The 24,260-nt window shown below is 33.8% G+C and carries 27 protein-coding genes and 2 tRNA genes; 13 read left to right on the forward strand and 16 right to left on the reverse strand.

Annotation, left to right across the window (positions count from 1 at the left end; translation table 11 throughout):
* Positions 1-96 precede the first annotated feature (96 nt).
* Complete coding sequence (locus AMQ68_RS20465; RefSeq protein WP_054512441.1) at positions 97-558, reverse strand: hypothetical protein; 462 nt, start codon at positions 556-558, stop codon at positions 97-99.
* Positions 559-731: 173 nt separating this feature from the next.
* On the opposite strand from AMQ68_RS20465, the gene AMQ68_RS20470 reads away from it, so the two are divergent.
* The 3 genes from AMQ68_RS20470 (at position 732) to AMQ68_RS20480 (ending at position 3,471) form a co-directional block, all read left to right on the forward strand.
* Positions 732-2,528, forward strand: a complete 1,797-nt coding sequence (locus AMQ68_RS20470; protein ID WP_054512442.1) for a DUF885 family protein — start codon at positions 732-734, stop codon at positions 2,526-2,528.
* A gap of 116 nt (positions 2,529-2,644) precedes the next feature.
* A complete protein-coding gene (locus AMQ68_RS20475) occupies positions 2,645-3,091 on the forward strand; it encodes a DinB family protein (protein ID WP_054512443.1) in 447 nt (148 codons plus the stop codon).
* A gap of 14 nt (positions 3,092-3,105) precedes the next feature.
* The gene (locus AMQ68_RS20480; protein WP_054512444.1) at positions 3,106-3,471 is read left to right on the forward strand and encodes a hypothetical protein; all 366 of its coding nucleotides are present in this window, start codon (positions 3,106-3,108) and stop codon (positions 3,469-3,471) included.
* A 43-nt stretch (positions 3,472-3,514) separates the two neighbouring features.
* Here the strand turns inward: AMQ68_RS20480 and nth are convergent, their stop codons facing one another.
* Positions 3,515-4,135, reverse strand: coding sequence for an endonuclease III (nth, locus tag AMQ68_RS20485; RefSeq protein ID WP_054512445.1), 621 nt, complete (start codon positions 4,133-4,135; stop codon positions 3,515-3,517).
* A 33-nt stretch (positions 4,136-4,168) separates the two neighbouring features.
* Here nth and bcp point away from each other — a divergent pair, with 33 nt between their 5' ends.
* A complete protein-coding gene (bcp, locus tag AMQ68_RS20490) occupies positions 4,169-4,618 on the forward strand; it encodes a thioredoxin-dependent thiol peroxidase (RefSeq protein WP_054512446.1) in 450 nt (149 codons plus the stop codon).
* Between the two features lie 87 nt (positions 4,619-4,705).
* On the opposite strand, the gene AMQ68_RS20495 is transcribed toward bcp, so the two are convergent.
* The 5 genes from AMQ68_RS20495 to AMQ68_RS20515 are packed head-to-tail and all read right to left on the reverse strand — an operon-like array spanning position 4,706 to position 8,934.
* On the reverse strand, positions 4,706-5,248 hold the full coding sequence (locus AMQ68_RS20495) for a GNAT family N-acetyltransferase (protein WP_054512447.1): 543 nt from the start codon (positions 5,246-5,248) through the stop codon (positions 4,706-4,708).
* The gene (locus AMQ68_RS20500; protein WP_054512448.1) at positions 5,208-5,879 is read right to left on the reverse strand and encodes a hypothetical protein; all 672 of its coding nucleotides are present in this window, start codon (positions 5,877-5,879) and stop codon (positions 5,208-5,210) included. The genes AMQ68_RS20495 and AMQ68_RS20500 overlap by 41 nt, the downstream gene beginning before the upstream one ends.
* A 31-nt stretch (positions 5,880-5,910) precedes the next feature.
* Positions 5,911-6,993 carry a mannose-1-phosphate guanylyltransferase gene (locus tag AMQ68_RS20505; protein WP_054512449.1) on the reverse strand — a complete coding sequence of 361 codons (1,083 nt, stop codon included), beginning with the start codon at positions 6,991-6,993 and terminating at the stop codon, positions 5,911-5,913.
* Positions 6,994-6,995: 2 nt separating this feature from the next.
* The gene (locus AMQ68_RS20510; RefSeq protein WP_054512450.1) at positions 6,996-7,586 is read right to left on the reverse strand and encodes a SprT-like domain-containing protein; all 591 of its coding nucleotides are present in this window, start codon (positions 7,584-7,586) and stop codon (positions 6,996-6,998) included.
* A gap of 1 nt (position 7,587) precedes the next feature.
* Complete coding sequence (locus AMQ68_RS20515; protein ID WP_054512451.1) at positions 7,588-8,934, reverse strand: TolC family protein; 1,347 nt, start codon at positions 8,932-8,934, stop codon at positions 7,588-7,590.
* Positions 8,935-9,032: 98 nt separating this feature from the next.
* Between AMQ68_RS20515 and AMQ68_RS20520 the strand changes: the two genes are divergently transcribed.
* The 3 genes from AMQ68_RS20520 (at position 9,033) to AMQ68_RS20530 (ending at position 10,499) form a co-directional block, all read left to right on the forward strand.
* Positions 9,033-10,277 (forward strand): folylpolyglutamate synthase/dihydrofolate synthase family protein, encoded by a 1,245-nt coding sequence (locus tag AMQ68_RS20520; protein ID WP_054512452.1) that lies wholly within the window; start codon positions 9,033-9,035, stop codon positions 10,275-10,277.
* A 42-nt stretch (positions 10,278-10,319) separates the two neighbouring features.
* Positions 10,320-10,394 (forward strand) — tRNA-Val (locus tag AMQ68_RS20525).
* Between the two features lie 30 nt (positions 10,395-10,424).
* Positions 10,425-10,499, forward strand: a tRNA-Val gene (locus AMQ68_RS20530).
* A gap of 133 nt (positions 10,500-10,632) precedes the next feature.
* Here the strand turns inward: AMQ68_RS20530 and AMQ68_RS20535 are convergent.
* From AMQ68_RS20535 to AMQ68_RS25000, 4 genes are all read right to left on the reverse strand, one after another.
* A complete protein-coding gene (locus AMQ68_RS20535) occupies positions 10,633-11,598 on the reverse strand; it encodes a glycosyltransferase family 9 protein (protein WP_241775190.1) in 966 nt (321 codons plus the stop codon).
* A 2-nt stretch (positions 11,599-11,600) separates the two neighbouring features.
* The gene (locus tag AMQ68_RS20540) at positions 11,601-12,020 is read right to left on the reverse strand and encodes a SufE family protein (protein ID WP_054512454.1); all 420 of its coding nucleotides are present in this window, start codon (positions 12,018-12,020) and stop codon (positions 11,601-11,603) included.
* A 374-nt stretch (positions 12,021-12,394) separates the two neighbouring features.
* On the reverse strand, positions 12,395-13,489 hold the full coding sequence (locus AMQ68_RS20545) for a glycosyltransferase (RefSeq protein ID WP_054512455.1): 1,095 nt from the start codon (positions 13,487-13,489) through the stop codon (positions 12,395-12,397).
* The gene (locus AMQ68_RS25000; protein ID WP_073295191.1) at positions 13,486-13,713 is read right to left on the reverse strand and encodes a uroporphyrinogen decarboxylase; all 228 of its coding nucleotides are present in this window, start codon (positions 13,711-13,713) and stop codon (positions 13,486-13,488) included. Before AMQ68_RS25000 ends, AMQ68_RS20545 begins: the two co-directional genes overlap by 4 nt.
* Positions 13,714-13,866: 153 nt before the next feature.
* Between AMQ68_RS25000 and AMQ68_RS20550 the strand changes: the two genes are divergently transcribed.
* Both AMQ68_RS20550 and AMQ68_RS20555 read left to right on the forward strand, forming a co-directional pair.
* The gene (locus AMQ68_RS20550; RefSeq protein WP_054512456.1) at positions 13,867-16,395 is read left to right on the forward strand and encodes an ATP-dependent Clp protease ATP-binding subunit; all 2,529 of its coding nucleotides are present in this window, start codon (positions 13,867-13,869) and stop codon (positions 16,393-16,395) included.
* A 151-nt stretch (positions 16,396-16,546) separates the two neighbouring features.
* Positions 16,547-18,343, forward strand: a complete 1,797-nt coding sequence (locus AMQ68_RS20555) for a T9SS type A sorting domain-containing protein (RefSeq protein WP_054512457.1) — start codon at positions 16,547-16,549, stop codon at positions 18,341-18,343.
* 95 nt (positions 18,344-18,438) lie between these two features.
* Here AMQ68_RS20555 and AMQ68_RS20560 read toward each other — a convergent pair whose 3' ends face one another.
* Positions 18,439-18,966, reverse strand: a complete 528-nt coding sequence (locus AMQ68_RS20560) for a hypothetical protein (RefSeq protein ID WP_054512458.1) — start codon at positions 18,964-18,966, stop codon at positions 18,439-18,441.
* A gap of 117 nt (positions 18,967-19,083) precedes the next feature.
* On the opposite strand from AMQ68_RS20560, the gene mnmA reads away from it, so the two are divergent.
* Both mnmA and AMQ68_RS20570 read left to right on the forward strand, forming a co-directional pair.
* Entirely contained in the window at positions 19,084-20,271 is a 1,188-nt protein-coding gene (gene mnmA, locus AMQ68_RS20565; protein WP_054512459.1) for a tRNA 2-thiouridine(34) synthase MnmA, read from the forward strand.
* A gap of 82 nt (positions 20,272-20,353) precedes the next feature.
* On the forward strand, positions 20,354-20,554 hold the full coding sequence (locus AMQ68_RS20570; protein WP_054512460.1) for a hypothetical protein: 201 nt from the start codon (positions 20,354-20,356) through the stop codon (positions 20,552-20,554).
* A 445-nt stretch (positions 20,555-20,999) separates the two neighbouring features.
* Here AMQ68_RS20570 and AMQ68_RS20580 read toward each other — a convergent pair whose 3' ends face one another.
* Positions 21,000-21,752, reverse strand: a complete 753-nt coding sequence (locus AMQ68_RS20580; protein WP_054512462.1) for a hypothetical protein — start codon at positions 21,750-21,752, stop codon at positions 21,000-21,002.
* A 100-nt stretch (positions 21,753-21,852) separates the two neighbouring features.
* Here AMQ68_RS20580 and AMQ68_RS25740 point away from each other — a divergent pair, with 100 nt between their 5' ends.
* Positions 21,853-22,035 (forward strand): hypothetical protein, encoded by a 183-nt coding sequence (locus AMQ68_RS25740; RefSeq protein WP_241775191.1) that lies wholly within the window; start codon positions 21,853-21,855, stop codon positions 22,033-22,035.
* An 86-nt stretch (positions 22,036-22,121) separates the two neighbouring features.
* Positions 22,122-22,748, forward strand: a complete 627-nt coding sequence (locus tag AMQ68_RS20585; protein WP_241775192.1) for a hypothetical protein — start codon at positions 22,122-22,124, stop codon at positions 22,746-22,748.
* Positions 22,749-22,809: 61 nt separating this feature from the next.
* On the opposite strand, the gene AMQ68_RS20590 is transcribed toward AMQ68_RS20585, so the two are convergent.
* The 3 genes from AMQ68_RS20590 to AMQ68_RS20600 are packed head-to-tail and all read right to left on the reverse strand — an operon-like array spanning position 22,810 to position 24,204.
* Entirely contained in the window at positions 22,810-23,553 is a 744-nt protein-coding gene (locus AMQ68_RS20590; RefSeq protein ID WP_082384196.1) for a LytTR family DNA-binding domain-containing protein, read from the reverse strand.
* A gap of 51 nt (positions 23,554-23,604) precedes the next feature.
* A complete protein-coding gene (locus AMQ68_RS20595; protein WP_054512463.1) occupies positions 23,605-23,880 on the reverse strand; it encodes a 2TM domain-containing protein in 276 nt (91 codons plus the stop codon).
* Positions 23,881-23,910: 30 nt separating this feature from the next.
* Positions 23,911-24,204 carry a 2TM domain-containing protein gene (locus AMQ68_RS20600; protein ID WP_054512464.1) on the reverse strand — a complete coding sequence of 98 codons (294 nt, stop codon included), beginning with the start codon at positions 24,202-24,204 and terminating at the stop codon, positions 23,911-23,913.
* Positions 24,205-24,260 lie beyond the last annotated feature (56 nt).

A 24,260-nucleotide genomic window follows, 5' to 3' on the forward strand; every position in this document is an offset into this window, starting at 1 on the left:
CTTAAATTTTGTTATTGGATATCAATAGCAAATTTCTCTCCAAAAAATATTTTGAAAAGAAATCTGATTACAAAACGACTGAGGGAAAGATTAATTCTAATCCTCGTCTACTACAATATCATCTTGTTTAAATTCGCATTTGAGCCTAAAAGGAATCGGCGTGTCCGATCCTGTATAGAAATCATCAATGGTTCCTTTCCAGATCACCTGCAGTACATCTTCATCGTTTTTCTCGAATTGAAGCTCATTATCGTAGATAAAAGCATCTTCATCGTCGAATAAATCTACTTCTGTGTAGGTTTCCTCATCAGAATCATTGATTTGAATGGTTTTTCCTTCTATTTCCGATGTTTCAATAGGAAAATCGAAAACATTAAGCGAAAGCTGTGGAAAATTGTAGTGTAAAGAATCATCATCTACATGATCTAAGCTGTCATCCGTGATGATTTCAACCTCAAGAAAATGTTCTTGGTTACTGTAAACCGCCTTACAATAAGTATTTCTAATATTGTATGTTAGCGTTTCTTCCGGATGGTAAATTTTTAAAATCCCTTTCATTATTTCTTAAAAAAGAGCTGTAATATATATGATTGTTAAACGTTATCAGCAAAGATAAAAAATAGATTGAAAGTGGAAAATTTTTTGAAAATTATTTTTCTAAAAATCGAGTTTATTAATAATCGGTTTATTTTCAATAATACTTACTTTTGCTCTCATAAAGATTCTGAAAAATGAAAAACATTTTATCGAAAAGTATTTTAGGTTTGGGCTTAGCTGTAAGCTTAATTTCATGTAAAAAATCCGATTCTCCTTTAACAAAAGTGACTCCTACCAATATAGATTCTATTGCGTCCAATTACTATGAGCAATATCTAAAACTGTATCCGTTGGATGCCACATCACAAGGAGACCTAAGATATAATGATCAACTTCCGATCAACATCGATAAAGACTTCATTTCCGGGGAAGTAGCTTTTTACAATTCTGTTCAGAAACAATTAGATCAGGTAGATTACAAGAGTCTTTCTGATGATGATAAAGTTGTTTTTGATGTATTAGATTTTACCTTAAAAGATAAGACTGAAGCCTACGCTTATCATCCGGAATACATTCCTTTTACTCAGTTCGGAGGTCTGCCTTTAAATTTCCCTTTATATGGAAGCGGAGAAGGAAGTCAGCCTTTTAAAACTGAAAAAGATTATGAAGACTGGTTAAAAAGAATGGATAAATTTCCTTTATGGATGGATGCTGCCATTGAAAACTTTAAAGAAGGAATCAACAATAAGATGGTTTTACCTAAAAAGTTGATCGTAAAAATGATCCCTCAGATGAAAGCCGAGGAAATCATCAATCCTAATTTTGAAAAAAATATTTTCTACGGTCCTATCCAACATTTCCCTAAAGATTTTACGACCGCTCAAAAAGATAAATTCACAAAACTGTATCAAGAAGCTATTTCTAAAAAAATAATTCCTGCATACACCAAGATGGGTAAATTCTTAGAAACAGAATACTTGCCAAAAGGAAGAGATACAGATGGTTACAACAGCCTTCCAAAAGGAAACGACATCTATGCTTATTATGTAAAAAGCTGGACAACAACCAACAAATCTCCAGAAGAGATCAATAAAATAGGACTTCAACAAGTCGCTATGCTTCGTGCAGAAATGGAAAAAGTAAAACAACAGGTTGGATTTTCCGGAACACTGGAAGAGTTCATCACCTTTGTGAAAACAGATCCTAAAGCCATGCCTTATAAGACTTCTAAAGATGTTTTAGATGGTTTTAATGCCATTTTAGCGAAGATCACTCCGAAACTGAAAACCATGTTCAGTGTGACTCCTAAGACGAAATTTGAGATTAGACAAACTGAAAAATTCAGAGAAGCCAGTGCCAGTGCAGAATACATTCAAGGAACACCGGACGGAAAAAGACCGGGAATTTTCTATGTTCCGCTTCCGGATCCTTCTAAATTCAATGTTACCTCAGGAATGGAATCACTTTTCCTACATGAAGCTATTCCGGGACATCATTATCAGGTTTCTCTACAACAGGAAAACACAAAATTACCGAAGTTCATGAGATTCGGATGGTTTGGAGCTTACGGTGAAGGTTGGGCGCATTACTGCGAAACTCTAGGTCCTGAATTCGGATTATATACAGATCCTTATCAAAAAATGGGATATTTAAGCGATCAGATGTTGAGAGCGGTACGCTTGGTTGTTGACACAGGAATTCACACCGGAAAAATGTCAAGAGAAGACGCCATCAAATATTTCTTAAGTAATATTTCTTACGATGAAGCAGGCGCAACCGCAGAAGTTGAAAGATATATGGCAATGCCGGGGCAAGCTTTGGGTTACAAAATCGGTTCATTGAGAATTCGTGAATTGAGAGATCAATATCAAAAAGAATTGGGGAAAAAATTCAGTTTAGCAAAATTTCATGATGAAGTATTGAGCCAAGGATGTCTTCCATTAAATGTTTTAAATAGGAAAATGGAGCTTTGGGCACAGAAACAGAAGTAAACTAAGATTAAAATAGTTTGAAAATATTATAAATTTGACGGGGTGTATATTTAACTGCCCCGTCTTTTTATTTAACAAAAATCCACCCTTTAAGGGAATTAAATTTTAAATAAAAAATGATAACAGAAAGCCTAAAATCTCTTTATACCAGAGATCTCAATAAATTAAAAGAAGAAATTGAAGCGTATCGAAACGAAGATTCAATGTGGAAAACAGATAAAAATGTCGCCAATTCCGGAGGGAACCTTTGTCTTCATTTAGTTGGAAACCTAAACACTTTTATTGGTGCTGAGCTAGGAAAATCAGGATATATTAGAAATAGAGAACTAGAATTCTCATTAAAGAACATTCCAAGAGCAGAATTAATTGAAAAAGTTGAAAAAACTTTGGATGTCGTAGTTTCAACGCTTGACAAATTATCTACAGAAGATCTTGAAAAAGAATATCCTCTTGAAGCCCTTGGATATAAAATGACCACTGAATATTTTCTGATTCATTTATTTGGACATTTGAGTTATCATTTAGGACAAATTAATTACCACAGAAGATTGCTGGATAATTAATTTGATTTTAAATAATGGAAAATGCATTCATTCCTATAATTAACAAATTAACCTTTGAACAGAAAGTTCTAAAGTTTCAAGAAAATGAAGGCAGCAATGATCATGTTGTAAATACAATTTATGAAAAAATTAAAAATACAAATGTCTACAAAAGCTTTTTAGAAATTTGTAAGGATTATAATATAGAATTTAAAGCATCACAAAATGAAGAAAGTTATAAAATCACAATCATTACTAATGGATATGATTCTCACTCTATGACTTATGATGATAAGTATAAAGATATTAGTTTCGATTTAGCTACAATTTTATATAAAGAACTATCTACTCAAATCCGTAATAAAGATTTTATACAAAATCATAAAAACAAGACTAAATAATCAACTTAATAAATAAAAAAACAACCTAAAAAAGGTTGTTTTTTTATTTCTCAAACATCATTTTCGTAATAAAATCCTTTTCCCCTTTTCCTCTCGCAGGCGAATATTCTCTACCATAAAAAATAATCTGAAGGTGCAGTTTATTCCAAAACTCTTCTTTCCATAATTTTTTGGCATCTTTTTCCGTTTCTACCACGTTTTTTCCGGAAGTGAGCTTCCATTGCGTCATCAATCTGTGAATATGTGTATCGACAGGAAAAGCGGGAAATCCGAAGCCCTGGCTCATCACTACAGAAGCCGTTTTGTGCCCCACACCTGCCAATTCTTCAAGTTCTTCATAGGTTTGAGGTACAATCCCGTTATGTTTTTCCAAAAGTTGCTCTGCCATTTTTTTCAGATTCTTAGCTTTTGTATTCGAAAGTCCAATTTCTTTGATGAGTTCTTTAATTTCAAAATCCTCCAATTTTGCCATTCTTTGTGGCGTTCCTGCTACCGCGAAAAGTTCGGGAGTTACCTCATTTACCTTCTTGTCGGTAGTTTGCGCAGAAAGGGCAACAGCAACCATCAGCGTATAAACATCTATATGATCTAAAAAAATAGGAACAACAGGATATAATTTTTCTAATTCTAACTGAACAAGTTCTGCTCTTTGCTTTTTTGTCATTTAACCATTAAATTTGAGCAAAATTAAATCATTATGTTGAAAGTTGGAGATAAATTGCCAGAATTTGAAGGAACGAACCAAGAAGGAGAAACCGTAAGCTCATCAAAATTAATTGGAAAAAAGTTAGTTATTTTCTTTTATCCTCAAGCCAATACTCCAACCTGTACGGTAGAAGCTTGTAATTTGAGTGATAATTATTCTCAATTGGAAAAAGCAGGATTTCAATTACTCGGAATAAGTGGTGATTCTGTGAAAAAACAGAAAAACTTCCATAGCAAATTTGCTTTTCCTTATGACCTTATTGCTGATGAAAACCGTGATATTATTGAAAAATTCGGGGTTTGGCAGGAGAAGAAAACGTTCGGAAAAACATACATGGGAATTGTAAGAACGACTTTCATTTTTGATGAAAATGGTGTTTGTGAAAGAGTGATTGAAAAAGTGACTTCGAAAACGGCGGCTGAGCAGATTTTGGAAGGGTAGATTTAAGCACGAATGACACTAATATTTTCACGAATGGCACAAATCATTAGTGATATTTGTGAAAATATTAGTGCTTCTTGTGTTTTTTTATTCTGTTTCGAAATACATCAACTCTTCATCTTCGTTGGGAAGTGTTACATGATTTTTGAATGTTAAGCCTAATTTTTTGATTAAGTTTTGAGAAGAAAAATTATTTTTTGAAGTAATCGCAGAAATCTTTTTTAACCCAAAATCATCCATTCCGATAGATTTTACTTTTAGAGCCGCTTCATAAGCATAGCCTTTACCTTCAAATTCTTCCAAGAGAGAAAATCCTATATCTAAAATATCTAATCCTTCTCTTTCAAAGATTCCTACAGCACCAATTTTTTCATTAGTATCTTTAGTAACCACTAAGTAGTTTCCAAATCCTGTCTTTTCAAGCTGTGGAAGGAACCTATTTTTGATATAATTTTCTGCATCATCAATCGTCTTAATATGACGATCACCGATGTATTGTATAAATTTCGGTCTGTTATACAATTCAAAAAAAAACGCTCTATCCTCCACTGATACTGGACGAATAATTAGTCTTTCTGTTTCGTAGACACTATTTGCGTTGGGTTGATCTGCTTGATTTTTTAGGCTCATCTTTTGGTTCTTCTTTTTTTTCAATTTTCAGAAGCCTTGGATTATTGGGACATTTTTTATTGTAAAGCTCAATATAGGCTCCGTTGTCTTTTACATTGGTAATAGCTCCTGTAGGCTTATTTATCGTTAAGGTATAATGCTTTTTCTGGTACGGGCATTCTTTTGAAGTCAGCTTTCCTAGGTCCAGATAATAATTAGAGGAGTCTTCATAATAATTTCCTGCAACATCTTTAAATTCTTCATCCACAAGATAACCTTCTATCGTGGCTGCAATGGCAGCTTCCTCAATATTGTCAATCTTTCCGATAAAGGTTTTTAAGCCATTAAGATCTGTAACATAATTCATTTTTCCACCGGAAGAATAGGCGATATAATAAAAACTGTCTTCATTAGGGAAAAGGTTAAATCCTGAAGATTGAGGGATATACTCTTTTTTAGATCCCGAAACATTAATCTCCTGATCTTTTCCATACGTATTGTAAAGCAACACCCAAAAATCTGTTTTATTGTTGGGAACGATTCCTCTTAGAATATTATGAATACTGCTAAATTTTTTCTTCTCCTGAGAATACGCAAGCGCACCTAAAAGAAAGAAAATCAACAAAATAAGTTTGGATGCATTTTTTATCATAATTCAAAACGTAGCAGAAATTATGCCCTTTTTAAATAAATTTCTCTCCTTTTTTTAAGCTTTTCAAATCAAGAACGTAGTCTTTTATCAGCTGATCATGGTCTCTTGGACAAATTAATAAAACCTTCTCTGTATCTACAACGATAAAATCTTTCAATCCATCAATAACAATGGCCTTATTCGTATTCTTTACGTGAATAATGTTTCCGCTAGAATTATAGGTAAGAATATGCTTTTGCTTTACCGCATTTTCGTTCTCGTCTTTTTCCGAATTTTCATATACGGAAGTCCATGTTCCTAAGTCACTCCAACCAAGGTCAGAAGGTACTACATAAACATTTTTAGCTTTTTCTAAAATCCCGTTATCGATAGAAATTTTCTGAACTTTCGGATAAATAATTTCAATACAGCTTTTTTCGCTTTCAGCATTGTATTCACACGCCATAAAATGTTGTGTCATCTCTGGAAGATAAGTTTCAAAAGCATGGTGAATGGTTTTTACATTCCATATAAAAATTCCTGCATTCCAAAGAAAATCTCCACTTTCCAAAAAGCTTTGTGCAAGCTCCAGAATGGGTTTTTCCGTAAAAGTCTTTACTTTGAAATATTCCGAATCTTTTTTATCTACAAATTGTATATACCCATATCCTGTATCAGGTCTTGTGGGGGTAATTCCTAACGTTACCAGATAATCATGCTTAGAAGCAATGTCAAAAGCCACCTCCATTTTTTCTACAAAAACATTTTCTTTCAGAATCAAATGATCTGCGGGAAGAACAATCATTGTAGCATTTGGGTTGATCTCAGCAATTTTATTGGCCATGTAAAGATTACATGCAGCCGTATTTTTTATCAAAGGTTCTCCTACGATATTTTCTTCCGGCACTTCTGGTAACTGCTGATGAGAAAGAGCTACATACTCTTTATTTGTAATGACAAATATATTCTCATTGGGAATGATTTTTTTGATCCTGTCATACGTTTGCTGAATCATTGTTCGCCCAGTTCCTAGAATATCCTGAAATTGTTTTGGAAATTTCTGTGTACTTAGTGGCCAGAATCTACTGCCGATTCCACCCGCCATTATCACACAGTATTTATCTGAATTTGACATGTTTAACTACATTTTTCTACCCTTGCCAAAGGTTTGAAAGAATACTTTCTTCCAGTAGCCAGGTTCTTACAAAGATAGTTTTTTTTAATCAGACCTTCTAACAAATACTTTTCATTTCGGTACATAAAGTATTCTCCTTTTTTAAGCTCTTCAATAAACTGAAGGGTATCGTCTTGTTTTTCAATATGAAAATATTTAACCAAATCTGGGCTTGCCATAAAATTGGCCTTAGGAGACTTAGAGAATTTGGTAATGATGGGCCTCAGTTCTTCCTCATACACTTCAAGACTTTCAAGAAGCATTAACCGAAAGGTTTCTTTCCATTCATTTCCATGTGGGGAAATTCGTCTTCCATATTTTTCAAAAGCAATTAAATGAGCCAATTCATGAGTTAATACAAAGAAAAAAAGCTGTGGTGAAAGTGTAGAATTTATGGTTATTTCATGGGAATTATCTGGGAGCTTTCTATAATCTCCCAGTTTAGAATTCCTATTTCTTGTAATTTTTATATGAATATAATGGTCTAGAAACCAAATTTTTAAATATTGGAGGGTGTTATTTGGTAAATATTTTTCTAACGATTGAATAGACATTTTACAAACTTAATGGAATTCCTGCATAGAAATTCAATAATTTAAGACTGAAAAGATAATTGTATTTCGCTTGGGCCACAGATCCTTGTGCATTAGCATAGTTATTTCTCGCAACATTTACATCATAGATGGTCGTTCTTCCTGCTGTATAGCTTTTATCAGCGAAATCCAGAGCCAGCTTTGTACTTTTTTCTGTTTCCATAGCAGATAAAAATGTTTCATAGTTAGCATCAACATCAAACTGTGCTTTCTGAACATTCTGTCTTACGGTCTGTTTTTGTTGTTCCAAAGTGATCTTAGCAACGCTTTCATTTATTTTAGATTGTTCTACCTGAAGCTTGGTAATTCCTTTATTGAAAATAGGAACATTAAGCGAAAGACTAGCCTGCTGACCAAAATTGTCTTTATATTGCCCAAATAAATTTCTTTCCATGATACGATTTCCTAACGCATCATATCCTGTAGTATTTGTAGTTAAAAGATTATTGTAAAAACTTCCTATTCCAGCACTTGCAGAAAGTGTAGGCCAGAAAGCCGTTTTACTTACTTCTGTTTGTGCAATGGCAGAGTTTATTCTGCTTTCCGCAGCCTTTATCTGAGGTTGATTATCAAATGCTGTAGTAAGAACCTCATCCACTGATTTTAATTGTGGCTCCAATTGGTCCGGAACATTTACATTTTCAACATCAAAATCTTTATAATCTGGTAACTGTAAAAGCTGTGCCATCGCAAAAAGACTCCTAGAAACATTAATTTCTGCTGTTTTACGATTTTGCTTTTCCCTCGCTAATGCAGCTTCTGCTTCCGCTAAAATAGTCTGAGCCGTAGTCCCAACCTGCGTTGTTATTTTTGCTCTATCGTATTGTTTTTGGGCATTTTCAACTGCACTCTCAGAGATTTTTACAATTTCTCTATTCAACAAGGTGGTAAGATACTGTTGCGCAATCTGCAGTGAAATATCATTTTTAATGGTTTCAATATCATATTGGCTGGCTTCTACATCAAACTGGCTTTTTCTAATATTTTTCTCCAGTCTTCCGTTGTTATAAACCAAGATATCAGCCCCCAAATTAGAACTGTTACTGAATCTATCATTCCTCAAACTTCCTGTTCCAAATGAAGTCTGCCCAAAACTTACACTATTAGACATGCTCCCCGATACAGATGGCAGATATTGCTTTCTTGCCATTTTAAGATTAGAATCCTGAATCTGTTTTGAATATTGATTTTGGATCACCTGAAGATTATGCTCTACTGCATAGTCTACGCATTCTCTTAAGGACCACTTTTTCTGAGCACTTAAACCCATGCTTGTTAATCCCAAAACAATAATCCAAACTTTTTTCATATTCTGATTTTATGATATTAGACGAGCCAAATATAAAAAAGTTACAGATAAAAAAAATTAATGTTTTATTTTTATCAAACTTTTGAGAATTTTGCATCATGACAACTCAACAATATCAAGAAGCCGTTGATTGGCTTTTCGTACAGGCACCCAACTATCAGATAGATGGAGAGAAAGCTTACAAACCTGGTTTAGATAATATCATTAAGCTTTGTGCTTTTTTTGACAACCCTCAGGAAAAAATAAAATGCATCCATATTGGCGGCACCAACGGAAAAGGTTCTTCAAGCAATATGTTGGCCTCAGTTCTGCAGGATGCGGGTTATAAGATTGGTTTATACAACTCCCCTCATCTTATTGATTTCACAGAACGTATAAAAGTAAACGGGACCAATTGCGACAAAGAATTTGTATTCAACTTCATTCAAAAGCTGAAAGGACTTCCAGAAGACATTCTTCCTTCATTTTTTGAGTTTACGACCATTATGGCCTTTGAATATTTCTATCAACAACAGGTAGATTTTGCAATTATTGAAGTTGGATTAGGTGGAAGATTAGATTCTACAAATATCATCAAGCCTTTGGTTTCTGCCATTACGAATGTGCAATTAGATCATCAAAATATTTTAGGAGATACCATTCAACAAATTGCATTTGAAAAGGCAGGAATTATTAAAAACAACACTCCTATCATTTTCGGTGATGAAAATGAGGTCGTGAAAAATATTATTAAAGAAAAATCAATCCAGGAAAATGCTTTTTTGGTTGATGCTACCTTGTTGAACAATAGTTTCAAATCTGACTTAAAAGGAAATTACCAGGAAAAGAACATAAAGGTGGTTTTAGCTTTAATTGAGGAGTTAAGAAAGCTCAATGTATCTATTTCTGATAAAAACATTGAAAATGGGCTTCTAAACGTCCATAAGAACACCGGATTTATCGGACGTTGGTTTGAATTCTCTCAAAGTCCTTTGACAATTTGCGATACAGGACATAATCAGGCAGGATTAGAACAGGTTTTCACTCAACTCAACTCGATCGACAAGCACAAACATGTTATTTTGGGATTTGTTAATGACAAAAAGATCGATGAAGTGATGACTTTATTACCTGTGAATTCTGAGTTTTATTTTGCAAAACCTTCTATCGAGAGGGGAAGACACCCGAAAGATTATGAAAATCTACTAATTGACGCAAAAATTATTTATAAAATTTTCGATTCAGTACAAGACGCCTATTTGTCTGCAAAACAACAATCTACAAACGAAGAAATGATTTTTATTGGCGGAAGTAACTTTGTTGTTGGAGAATTTTTAGAAAAAAATTTGGAAGTTTCCAAATAAGTCGTATATTTGCACCACTCTAAACGGAAATAACGTTACAGAGGGCGATTAGCTCAGTTGGTTCAGAGCATCTGGTTTACACCCAGAGGGTCGGGGGTTCGAATCCCTCATCGCCCACAAAGGTTCCTAACACCTTTAAAAAATTTAGGGCTCTTAGCTCAGTTGGTTCAGAGCATCTGGTTTACACCCAGAGGGTCGGGGGTTCGAATCCCTCAGGGCCCACAAAAAAAACTCTCTTTTTTAAGAGAGTTTTTTTTGTTATATACTTAATAATTAAAAAACGGGGACTACGCAAAAAAAAAAAAAGAATCTCCTTATTTAGAGATTCCTTGATTATACTATATTTTAATTTCTATTAAACCTTATCAATAATTTTTTGAATATTAAGTTCTTCTAAACAGGCCCAATCTCCTCTAAAACATTCCTTATCTCCAAAAACAGAGCAAGGCCTGCACGTAAGATCACTTACCTGAACAACATCATCTTCACTCTGTCCAAAGCCTAAAAAGCCCGCATATGGATGCGTAGAACCCCAAATAGAAACACATCGTGTTCCCATTAAACTTGCTAAGTGCATATTGGCAGAATCCATAGAGATCATCAGCTCTAATTCAGCAATTTTATTGAGTTCTTCCGTAAGGGTTAATTTTCCGGCTAGACTTTTTGTATTTGAAATTTGGCTTTCCCATTTTTCCAATGTTTCAGTCTCATTTTTTCCACCTCCGAAGAAGTAGATGGTATGTTTCTGCGCTAAAATCCTTACCAATTCATAAGATTTCTCCAAAGGAAGCATTTTCCCTTTATGTTGGGCAAACGGGGCAAAACCTATCCCCGATTTCCTTTCCGTAATAGGTCTTAACTGATGAGAAAGTTCAACTTTAAAACCCATTTCCCTGAAAACATCTGCATAGCGCTCGACTGTTTTTCTCAATTGAATTTTATTCAGGTTCCAGATATCAGTTAACCTTTCTTTTTCTTCTTTTCCTTTGTTTATTTTGAATACTTTAAGCCCCTTTCTTCCATAGATTTTATCTAAAATTTTTGTTCTGATCACATCATGCAGATTGGCGATCATATCGGGATTATATTCTTTTATTAATTCATTGGCCAGTCTTTGTAATCCAAAAAAACCTTTATAGTCATCTAAGTTGATTCCCTTAAAGATAACATTCGGAATATCAGCAAATAAACTTTCAAAACTTTTCCTTGAAACCATGATGATTTCTACATCGGGATTCTGTTCTAAGAACTCTCGAAAAACAGGTGCTGTCATAGCGACATCACCAAACGCGGAAAAACGATATGCTAAAATTCTAGTCACAACTACGACTTCAGTTGATAAGCAACTGCATAAAATTTAATTTGCTTTGTCATCGCCATTAATCCATTGGCTCTGGAAGGGGAAAGAAATTCCTGTAATCCGATTTCAGAAATAAATTCAAAATCAGAATCTAAAATTTCCTGTGTAGAATGGCCGCTGTAAATGCTTACCAACAGCGAAACGATTCCTTTTGGTAAAATACCGTCAGAATCTGCATCGAAAAATAGTTTTCCATCTTTGAATTCGGCATCGATCCAAACTTTACTCTGGCAACCTTTAATTAGGTTTTCATCACCTTTCTTGTCTTCTGAAAGTCCTTTTAATTCCTTTCCAAGATCTATGATATACTCATATTTTTGCTCCCAGTCTTCAAGAAACGCAAACTCGTCGATAAGTTCCTTCTGTTTTTCTTTAATGGTCATTCTTACTTTCTTTCTGCAAAGATAACCAATTTTAAAAAGATAATTTAATACAGATTGAGTATGAAAAACAATTTATAATGAGTCTTAAAGGATTTTATTTTTTGTGCTAAAAACACGAGAGTTTTTTTAAAATTTATTTGAAGCTATTCCCGCTTTCTGCTATATCTTTTTGCCAACACTTTTCCCTCTGCAAAAAAGGATGTCGCGACAATCGGGGCTAGGTTGCAGTCATTATTTTTAAGCATTTGGAAAAACACAATATTTGTCATCCTATTAAGGATCTAAACATCGAATTAGAAAATAGTCTGGAAAGATTCGAATTTAGACGCTTTTTGCACGACAAACTTCTCAGAAATAAATATGGAAAGGAATAATTAATGAGATGCTTTTTCGAAAACCTGCAATAATTTCACCTCTTCATTTTCCCAACAAAGCGCATTGGCCGCTTTTTCAAGTTCGGGTAGGTAATTTTTTCTTCCTTTATTTAAAATTAATTGTATTGAGTTGGCAATAGTTGAAGGTTGATGATCTTTGATAATTTCTCCAACATCAAATTGATTTTTAATATTCTGCATTTCTGGGAGATTTGATAGCATTAAAGGAACCCTTGCCTGGATACAGTCTAGAACTTTATTCGGTAAAGAATAAAAATAGCTCTCTCCCCCATTCTCTTCTATGCTCATTCCGCAATCCACCTTTACCGTGATCTCTCTTAAATCTTCTGGTCTTAATTTTCCTAGAAACTGAACTTTATTTTGAAGATTTTCACGAATAACCAAGTCTTCATATTCTTTCTTACGAGGTCCATCTCCAGCGATTTTCAAAATTACATTATCAAGGAGATGCATTGCCAAAATTACTTTATCAATTCCTCTGAAAGGATTAATTGCTCCTTGATACAAAACTACTTTTGGATTATTTTCAGGAATTTCAAGATCAAAGTCTATTTTTCGAGGTGCGTTTTGAATGATAATTGGATCAACTCCATATTTTTTTTGAAACCATTTTCCATAACTTCCACTCGCGGTGATCATGAATTTTATTTGCGGAACGATCCTTCGCTCAAGATATCTCCACATTTTTTGTGACATTTTGCCTTGAATTGCCGGCATTTCGGAAAAAATTTCATGACTGTCAAAAACTAAAGGAATATTTAATTTTTTAGCAATAAGATAATTCGGCAGCAAAGCATCCAAATCATTGGCATGGAGAATGGTATTTTGATCAGCTTTCTTCTTTAATTCACGGTATAACTCCCAATTAAATTCAAAATAAGCCGTTTTTAAACTTTTAGAAATGAGTTCTATTCTTGAGAAAGAATAAGGTCTCTGCATATCCTCTGCTCCACCCCAATTATTACCTATTAATTCAATCTCATAGCCGTTTTCATGTAAGGTTCTGCAAACCTTTTCAATACGTTGATCTGTATATAAGTTGCTAAAAGCAGATGTAATTATCTTTTTCCTCATTTCCCCTTATTTCCTGCCGACAAATGGTAGATTTGTATAAGGCAAACCAGCCCGTTTGGTATGATCACCGGCCACAGCATTCCGCTGAAGATGCCGTAAATGACAAAACATATACAGCCAATCATATTTACAATTCTGATTTTTCTTACATCTTTTAATATAAAGCTCAACACAACGAAAAGTGAGGCAGAATATCCGACGTAAGTAGAAATTTCGGGATTCATGAGAAAAATTTATGAGATAACAAACTTAGTCATTTTCAATAAGATAATAAAGTTTTTTTCTGCCATAAAGTCATTATTTGATTTTTGGTAAAATATTTGTAATTTAGATAATGAATAAATGGCAATGTTGCTTTTATTCTAATGAGATATATTATGGATTATAAGTTTTCACAAGGTTTGAGCCAGGTGTTCAAACAAAGCAAAAGCGAAGCTAAAAGGCTGAAAAGTGAATTTCTCAATACAGAACATCTACTTTTAGGTATTATAAAAACGGAAAACTCTGCAAAAGAAATCCTTCAAAACCTTAATGCGGATCTAACACAAATCAGAAGAAAAATTGAAACTCTAAATACAGTAAGTCTTAATCCTATTTCTGAGGAGGTTACCAATATTTCTTTCACCAAGATGGCAGATCATTCCATCAAACGTGCTGAGTTAGAATGCAGACAATACAAAAGTAATGAAATTAATACCGTTCATTTGCTTTTAGGCATTCTATATAAATATGAAGACCCTACCTCTAGTATATTAGGAGCTTATGATATCGACTATGAAGGAGTTTCAAAAGAATATCAAACGATGCTTAAAAACTCCGGGCAAGCACCACAAATGAGTGCGTATGATGATGATGAAGAAAGAGAAGATTTTGAGCAAATGAGAAAGCCTACAGGAAACTTAGGGTCTGCAAAAAGTAAAACGCCAACATTGGACAACTTTGGTAGAGACCTTACTTCATTGGCAAGAGATGGAAAATTAGATCCAGTAATTGGTCGTGAGAAAGAAATCGAAAGAGTTTCTCAGATCTTATCAAGAAGAAAGAAAAACAATCCGTTGCTTATTGGTGAACCAGGTGTTGGTAAATCTGCCATCGCTGAAGGATTAGCTTTAAGAATTCAACAGAAGAAAGTTTCCAGAGTTCTTTATGGTAAAAGAGTCATCACGTTAGATCTTGCAAGTTTAGTTGCAGGAACAAAATACCGTGGACAGTTTGAAGAAAGAATGAAGGCCATCATGACGGAATTAGAAAAAAACCGTGATGTAATCTTATTCATTGACGAACTTCATACGATTGTGGGTGCTGGTAGCTCAACAGGAAGTTTAGATGCCTCCAATATGTTTAAACCAGCCTTAGCAAGAGGTGAAATTCAATGTATTGGTGCTACCACTCTTGATGAGTATCGTCAGTATATTGAAAAAGACGGTGCTTTGGAGAGAAGATTCCAGAAAGTAATGGTGGAACCTACGAATATTGAAGAAACCATTCAGATCTTGAATCAGATTAAAGACAAATACGAAGAACATCATAATGTAGTATATACTCCGGAAGCAATTCTGGCTTGTGTCAACTTGACAGCTAGATATATTACAGACCGTTTCTTACCAGATAAAGCAATTGATGCAATGGACGAAGCCGGATCCCGTGTTTATATTAAAAACATGAAAGTTCCTACCGAGATCATTGATTTTGAACAGAAAATTGAAGAAATCAAAGAATTGAAGCAGAAAGCTGTAAAAGCTCAGGATTATCTTGAGGCCAGGAAGCTAAAAGATGAAGAAGAACGTCTTCAAATGGAACTTAATGCTGCTCAGGATAAGTGGGATAAAGATGTAAAAGAGAAAAAAGAAACGGTAACCGATGAAAATGTAGCGGAAGTGGTTTCTATGATGAGCGGTGTTCCTGTAACGAAAGTTGGTAAAAATGAGCTTGATAAATTAGCTCAGATGGACGAAAAACTGAACGGAAAAGTGATCGGTCAGGAAGAAGCTGTGAAGAAAGTTGTAAAAGCTATCCAAAGAAACAGAGCGGGTCTTAAAGATCCAAACCGTCCTATCGGTACCTTTATTTTCCTTGGAACAACCGGAGTGGGTAAAACTGAGCTTGCAAAAGTAATGGCAAGAGAGCTTTTCGAATCTGATGAATCTTTGATCAGAATCGACATGAGTGAATATATGGAGAAATTCGCGGTTTCAAGATTGGTTGGTGCGCCTCCGGGATACGTTGGATACGAGGAAGGTGGACAATTAACTGAAGCCGTAAGAAGAAAACCTTATGCAGTGGTTCTTTTGGATGAGATTGAAAAAGCTCACCCAGATGTATTCAATATCTTGTTACAGATCTTAGATGAAGGTCACGTTACCGACAGTTTAGGTAGAAAAATTGATTTTAGAAATACAATCATTATCCTTACTTCAAACATCGGAACCAGAGATATTAAGGACTTCGGTGATGGTGTTGGATTCGGAACTTCTGCTAAGAAAACAGGTTCTGATACAAGAGCAAGAGGAACCATTGAAAATGCCCTTAAAAAAGCATTTGCTCCTGAGTTCTTAAACAGAATTGATGACATTGTGATCTTCAACTCTCTTGAGAAAGAAGATATCAAGAAAATCATTGATCTTGAATTGAACAAGCTTTACACCAGACTTGATAAATTAGGATATAAAGTTGACTTAACTGAAGAAGCGAAAGACTTTATTTCTGAAAAAGGTTGGGACAAAGACTTCGGAGCAAGACCTCTAAAAAGAGCGATCCAGAAATACATTGAAGATTTATTAGCTGAAATGCTGGTAAACAAACAATTAAACGAAGGAGAGACTATTATTTTAGATGTAAATGAAGCGAAAGACGGCCTAGCCGGAAAAGCTCAGAAAACAAAAAAGACGGTTGAGAAATCTTCTTAATAAATAATTTAATTTTTTAAATATAAAGCATCGGGATTTTCCGGTGCTTTTTATTTTATATCAATTTTTAGAGCAATTAATTAAGATAATTCACAATTGTTTGTATATTTTTGTATGAACCACAATAATCATCAACATATTAAATCTAATTATGAAAGCTAAAAATCTATTTTTTGTTTTGTTTTCCTCATGTCTATTTTCTCAAAATACTTTTAATTACCAAAGAGATTGGGGTACCTATTTTGGGGCAACAAATACAGTTCTTTACAGAATTCATGAAGATAATTCTTCCACCATTTTTGCAGACGCAATCACTTCTTTGCCCAATCCTAATATAGGAAATCCACCTACTTCATATTACAATCAATTTGTTACTCTCGGAGGTCATCCCTTTACGGGAAATTTTCAGACTCCTAACAATTTTTCTGGAAAACTTTCATCTCTCGGAAATCTTTTACAAGCAGAATACACACCTTATATAACTTCTGGCCCATCAAAAAAAGCACCCTATTTTAGAGATGATACTGGCAATATGTATGAATTTGAAAGTAATCTTATGAGCTATCCAACTCTTCCTTCCGGGGTTTGGCTATCTAGCCATAATGAACCAGATGATATAATCCTTTCTAAATATGATCCCAATAACAATCTTTTGTGGAAAACTTATCTACCAGGAAATGGGAGCTATAATTCTATTGAAACTGACAACAACGGAAATATTTATATTATAGGACTTACTAAATGGCAGAATTTATCCGATCCAGGAACCTTTCAACCGAATTTCAGCATGGTTTATGATGCAGGAGGACACCTTTTAGCAAATAGTTATATTGTGAAATTAAGTCCACAAGGTCAAAAAATATGGGCAACCTATACTCCTGCTAAGTCAGTGAATGGGATGACGGTTTATGGAAACAACCTTTATATTTTTGGGCAAGATGATCTAAAGCCTGCAGGAGCAGAATTATCAACATCCAATACCTTTCAGATTGCAAAATCTGGGCAGTTCATTTCTAAAATTGATGGAACTACGGGACAACGAATTTGGGGAACATATTATGGGTCAATAGGAAACTATTATGCAGGTATTTCTGATATAAAAGCAGACGAAACAGGTGTTTATATTGTAGGAATGACTTTTGGAGTTCCGAGTAACTACTACGCAACAGAGGGGGCCTATAAAGCTAATACCACTGATGGTTTCGACATGTTTGTTACTAAATTCAATAACCTAGGAAACAGAATATGGAGTACTTATATAGGGTCTGATAATTATGATAGTTTTAGTGGAGACAGAGGCCTTGATGTAAAGAATGGTAAATTACTTTTTACCGGTTTAAGCACGGGAAATCAGAACATATCAACCCCTGGCGCTTATATCAATACTAAACCAAATCCTAGCACTGAGGATATCTTTTTCGGTATATTAGATACCAACACCGGGTCCCCCGATTTTATCTCTTATTATGGAGGTTCTTTAGGTAATGCCACAGAGGCAATGGATATATACTGTAGCTTTTCAAAATATTCTGATGGTTTTTATCTGTACGGTCACACACCTGGCAACAATGGCTTCAGTTCAGCAAATGGATATCAGCCCAACATTATTTATCCGGCTGGGATTACAGTAGGGATATCTTCATTTATTGCTAAATTCAGTCCTAAGTATTTGTCTACATCCGAAATCAACTCTTTGGAAGATCTCATTCTTTACAACAATCCAAATAATGGAAATTTCAGTTTGAAAGGCTCTGTATTAAATAAAGAGCCTCATATTATCAATATTAATGATATGTCAGGAAGGCTAATTTATTCTAAAAATATTCAAAAAAACGAAGAAGAACATTTTAATTTGGAAGATAAACTTATCAATGGAACTTATCAATTATCCATTAAAAAAATAAACCAAACATTAATAAAGAGTTTTAAGCTAATGATTAAAAAATAAATACTAATAAAAACACTCGAAGGTAAAAACTTTCGAGTGCTTTTATTAGTATTTCAATTCTCTAGTCCTGAAAACAATTACACGCAAAAGAATCATTACAATCCCACCACAAAACCAATATTCGGCACTAGTCCACTAGAAAACACACTCGAATTCTCTTTCCAAAGCACGTTATACATTACGCCAATTTGCATAAAAGAACTTCCTCCGATGCGTTGCATATAGCCCCCACCAAGATATAAAGCGGTTTCTTCTCTGTGATCTTTGTAATCATAGAACTTGTCTTTATAATCAATGAAATAATGTTGAAGATTGGCTCCTACGTAAAAAGATCTGGCAAAATAATAGTTCGCAAAAGGACCGGCTCCAAACATGGTTGAACTATAGTATTTAGAGGTCTGCCATGAGACACTTCCTATAACTCCAGCTTCTAAATCATCGGTTAGTCTATATCCCACTCTTGGGGAAGCCTGGAGGTAAAAAGCACTGTTGCTTCCGAAGCCTAAACCAATTCCGCCTCCAAAAGTCCATTTATTATTTTGTTGTATGGGTGCACCTACTGAAACTTGGGAAAACACTGACCCTGAAAGTATCAGCATCAATGCAATAGTAATTTTTTTCATATTAATATCGTTTTTATCAATGTTTAAAATTATGGTTTTTTTACGAATTTTTTTAATTGTATTTTTGCCGCATCAAACTAAGAACTCCCGTTAAGAGTTTCGTAAAATTGAAATACAATGAAAATAGTAGTAGGATTATCTGGAGGTGTAGACTCCAGTGTTACAGCATATTTGCTGCAGCAACAAGGTCATGAAGTGGTGGCTTTGTTTATGAGAAATTGGAATGATGCTTCCGTTACATTAGAAGATGAATGTCCTTGGATAGAGGACAGCAATGATGCGTTGATGGTTGCCCAGAAATTAGGAATTCCGTTTCAGGTGATTGATATGAGCGATCTTTACAAGGAAAGAATCGTTGATTATATGTTTGATGAATATCAGAAAGGAAGAACTCCGAATCCTGATGTTTTGTGTAACAGAGAAGTAAAATTTGATGTTTTTATGAAAACAGCAATGTCTTTAGGTGCTGATAAAGTGGCTACAGGACATTATGCAAGAGTAGATTCTACTATTGACGAAAACGGAAAAGAAATTTTTCATTTGTTAGCAGGAAAAGACAACAATAAAGATCAATCGTATTTTCTATGTCAATTGAGTCAGGATCAATTGTCTAAAGCGTTATTTCCTATTGGGGAATTAACAAAACCAGAAGTAAGAGAAATCGCTAAAGAAATCGGATTGGTTACGGCTGATAAAAAAGATTCTCAGGGATTGTGTTTTATCGGAAAAGTAAGTCTTCCTCAGTTTTTACAACAGCAATTGGTTCCTAAAGAAGGCGAAATCGTAGAGATTTTCAAAGATTCACCTTTGTTTTCTCAGGAAACGCCGAATTTCTCTTCAAAAGAAGAAGAATTAGAATTTTTAAGCAAAAAAATCAATTATAAAAAAGCCCACGGTAAAGTAATTGGAAAGCATCAGGGTGCTCAATTTTTCACGATCGGTCAAAGTAAAGGCCTAGGAATTGGCGGACACAAAGAAAGCTGTTTTATTGTATCCAGAGATATGGAAAACAACATCATTTTTGTGGGAGAGAGCCACAGCTTTCCGGGATTGCATAAAAAAGCCTTGAAAGTTGATAATGCCGAATTGCATTGGGTTCGTGAAGATCTAAGATTAAAAAATGGAGAGTCTATGCAAGTATTGGCGAGATTCCGTTACAGGCAAGCTTTGCAGAAAGCAACCATTTTCCAGTTTGAAAACGTTTTTTATATGGAATTCGAAGAACCTCAATCTGCAATTGCGGAAGGACAATTTGCTTCTTGGTATCTTGATGATGAACTTATTGGAAGCGGAGTAATTGCGTAAAAAAAGAAAGTTTTCAAATTTTTCTGTAACATATTTTAAGTTGTGATACTTACTGAATAAATAACAATTAAAAATATTAATCATGAAAACTTCATTAAAAAACCAGTACGCTCAAACCAATCAAATATTAATAGGAATTGTATCTGCCGTTTTAGGATACAATCTTTACCAAGCAATCGTGCATCCAGAAAGATCACATTTGATATTAAGCATCATTCTATTAGGAATTACCTGCTATATGTGTAAAGAATACGGTTATAAGACAGCAAAAGAAAAGGAATAAGTTAAATTTCCTGACAAATTATAAGAAGCCCGAAGCACTAATGTTTCGGGTTTATTTTTTGAAATAATTCAAAAATATTATTTAATCTACCTCTTTAATTCAGATAAATTAAAAAACAACATAACAATAACTTCTAAAATTAAAATCATAATTAAAAACCCTACCGGTTTTCCTAAAAAAATCCCTCTAATTAATTTTACAATTCCCAAAATGAAAATCGAAATTATAAAGTAAAATGTAGTTTTAGAAACCTTTTCATTACATGATTTTAAGAAGAAAATGGAAGCATAAAACCCGAGTAAAAGAATCAAATAGAATTTCAGAAAGTCCGGTCCTTTTAAAGAAATAGGATTATAAATCTCTTTGTTTACAATAAGCCAAATCCAGCTTATTATAAACGGAATTGTGTGAATGATTATCTTTTTCATTGTTCATACTTTTCTGATTAATCTCCTCCTCCACAACCACCGCAGCCTCCACCACAACTACTTCCACATGAGCTGCTACAACTTGAAGAACTATCACTTCCACTATTACTACTAAAACAATTGCCGTCTCCGTTATCATTTCTATTCTTACTTTTTGGATCATTACTTTTATTAAAAATCCCCGAAAGAAAACTTGTAAAAAGAAAGATCGCTGGAATTACTATAAAAATGATTGTTAAGAAATTACCTATTTTATCTGAACAAGAACTCAAAATCAATAACACAGAAGCCACAGAAAATATTTTGAAAATGTTCAGTTTAGAATTTTTACTTTTTAATTTTATTTTTCGCTCACTCCAGATATCTTCAGGTGGCTCATGCTGAAATATTTTTTGATAATTTTCTAACGTATCACTAAACCAAATTTTATGTTTTATGGTATCATCAGAACCTCCTTTTGAAGGATGATGATGAAGTTTTTGTCGTAAAACATTCGGACAAAATTCTTCCCAGTAATTTTGGGTATAGATAAGATGCATATGCCAAACCTTATCTACAGTTTCACTTGGGGAAGCACCATTTGGAAGGATACAGCAGAGATAAACGAATTTTTTATACTCTTCTATTGCTTTTTTAGTAAAATCTAAGCCCCAGCTTTCTTCTTTTGCAAGTTTCTTTGAGAAAGGAAAATCTACATTTGGAGTATCTAAGGAAAAGTTTTGAAGCCTGTTCCAAAGCAAATCATTTTGTAATATCATTTTTGTTTCCATTTTAATAACTTTTAGTTTCTATTCAAATTTGGATTGATTAAAAAATATAAAAGTCTCACAAAAATCTTTTTTAGTTTTACAATTATCTTAAATTAGTCTTATGAAAAAAGAAGATATCTTGCATCTTGAGAAATTAATGAATTTCCTAAGTCTCCATTTTTTAAAGAAAAGACACTGGGAAGATGTCTCAAAAACGGAATGGTCATATATTGTTTCCGAGCTTAATGATCTTATTATTAATGATAATTCAGAAAAAACACAAAAAAAGAAGCTGATATTTTAGGTTCAAATTATCTTTATGAACATCTGATAATCAACAAACTAAAAAAACATCATCAAAATGAAAATGCAATTTTAAGCAAACCTAATTTGGCAAAATTAAGTCTCATTGTCAAGGTGTTGGGATATTCAAATTACATCGATTTTATTAATTCAAATACAGAAGCATTTAATTTTAATGATTTGAGAATTGATATGAATAATGTAAAGCAGAATACGGCTCTTTTAGACAGTTTAGTGGGCTGTTGGTATTCGTACAACAGAAATCTTCCGGAGAACCCATCGCAGGCTAAAGATGACCGCATATGGCGTTCTGCAAAAGAAATCTACAAATCTGAAACGTCAGGGGAATATTTTATAGAAAGAAGCGGCGGAGACCGACATAAATATTTCGGAAAAGTAACCGCCTATTCAGATTACGTTTTTATCATCATGAACAGCAATACCTTTATCCGACAAAGGCATTTCGTCTCAAGGATAAAAGATATCAAGGAAAAATTGAAAAATCCAGAATATAAGCTCCATGAATTGCATTTTATAAGTACATGTATTAGTTTTAATCAAGAGCCTATTGCTCTGTTCGAGATCTTTCAGAAAGCAGATCGAAAGATCTTTGTTTCGGATTCTATCAGCTTTCCTATTGAAAGCGAAGAAATTCCAACCTCTATTATACAACAACTTGAAGACACCGAGTCTAACAGAATTGATTACAGGTAATTAGTTGATCCTATTTGTTTGAGAGGCAAGAGTCTTTATTTTATGGTTTATGATCTAAAAATTATCCTACCAACCAATCTTTAAAATCTTTCACACGGTCACGGCTTACCGTGATTTCCTCTTGGGGTTGAAAATCCAATTCTACTTTATAATTGGGTGAAGTGTGAATATTTTTGATGTAATCTGAACTGATAATAAACTGTCTGTTTGCACGGAAGAATTTCTTTTCATCCAAGACATCTTCCAGCTCATCCAACGTGAAATCTGAAGGGTAAGTACGATCTTCTGTCTGAAGATAAACGATCTTATTTTCACTAAAAAAACAACTGATCTCGTTGGTTTGAACAATCTTCAAATTGTAGCCGATCTTCACTAAAACTCTTGAAAGCGTTGTTTTATCTTTTTTGATTAACTGCTTAATTTCCTGTGAAGTAACAGGATTTCCGGAAGGAAGAAATGATTTAAACTTTTCAATCGCTCCGGCAAGATCTTCTTCTAAAATAGGTTTTAAAAGATAATCGATACTATTTAACTTAAAAGCCTTCAGCGTGTACTGATCAAAAGCTGTGGTGTAAATGATAAATCCTTTGGTAGGAATTTTTTCAAAAATATCAAACGATAAACCATCTCCCAAAACGATATCTGAAAAGATAAGTTGCGGATGCTCATTTTCTGAGAACCATTTCACCCCATCTTCTACCGACTCAATGTTTGCAACAACCTCTAATTCAGGAAATAGGCTCAACATTCTTTCTATCTTTCTTGCTGCAGGTTTTTCATCTTCGATAATGACCGTTTTAATCATTGATTTTTAGTTTTTGATTTCGAAATAAAATTAAATAAAAGTTTTCAGCTATTAAAAGTTTATGGGATCTTTTGATTTTTTCATCTCTTTTTCCATCACCTCTTTTTCCCACTCTGAATCAAAAATAAATAATTTCACCGCTTTTACAGCCAAAATAGCAGCCCAGATCCCTAAAATAATTGATCCGTCGAAAAGTGAAAAATCAAATACTCCTTTTTCAAAAATATCGTCGAAAAAAACGAATCCTGAAATGATTGCGAACCAAAATATTCCTTTATAAAACTTTCTTAGTTCTTTTACTCTTTGTTCTGCCTGATGATAATTCATAATTGTGATTTTTAAAAGTTATTGCTAATATTATAATGTTTTTATGCTTTTTCTTTCTTCATCCATCAATTCTTTGATCTTCTTTTCTTCCCAGTCTTTTCCAATTCCAAAGACGTTGATTCCGTGTGCTACAAGACCGACACCCCATCCTAGCATTGGCCAATAAAACCATAAATGATTAGGGGAAGTTAAAAGATTAAGAACCAATAAAAAAGGAATTATCAAACAATAAGAAGTAAGATTTCCATAGAATCCTTTGAGTTCTTTTACTCTTTTTGTCGCTTTTTTATACGCTAAATTTTCTTTGTTTGGGTAAGTTTCCATATTCTGTTATTTTAAAGATTTGTTTGTTTTTCTTGAATCAAATTTAGGTCAATAAA

Source organism: Chryseobacterium sp. ERMR1:04, assembly GCF_001297705.1.
In the GTDB taxonomy this organism is placed as follows: domain Bacteria; phylum Bacteroidota; class Bacteroidia; order Flavobacteriales; family Weeksellaceae; genus Chryseobacterium.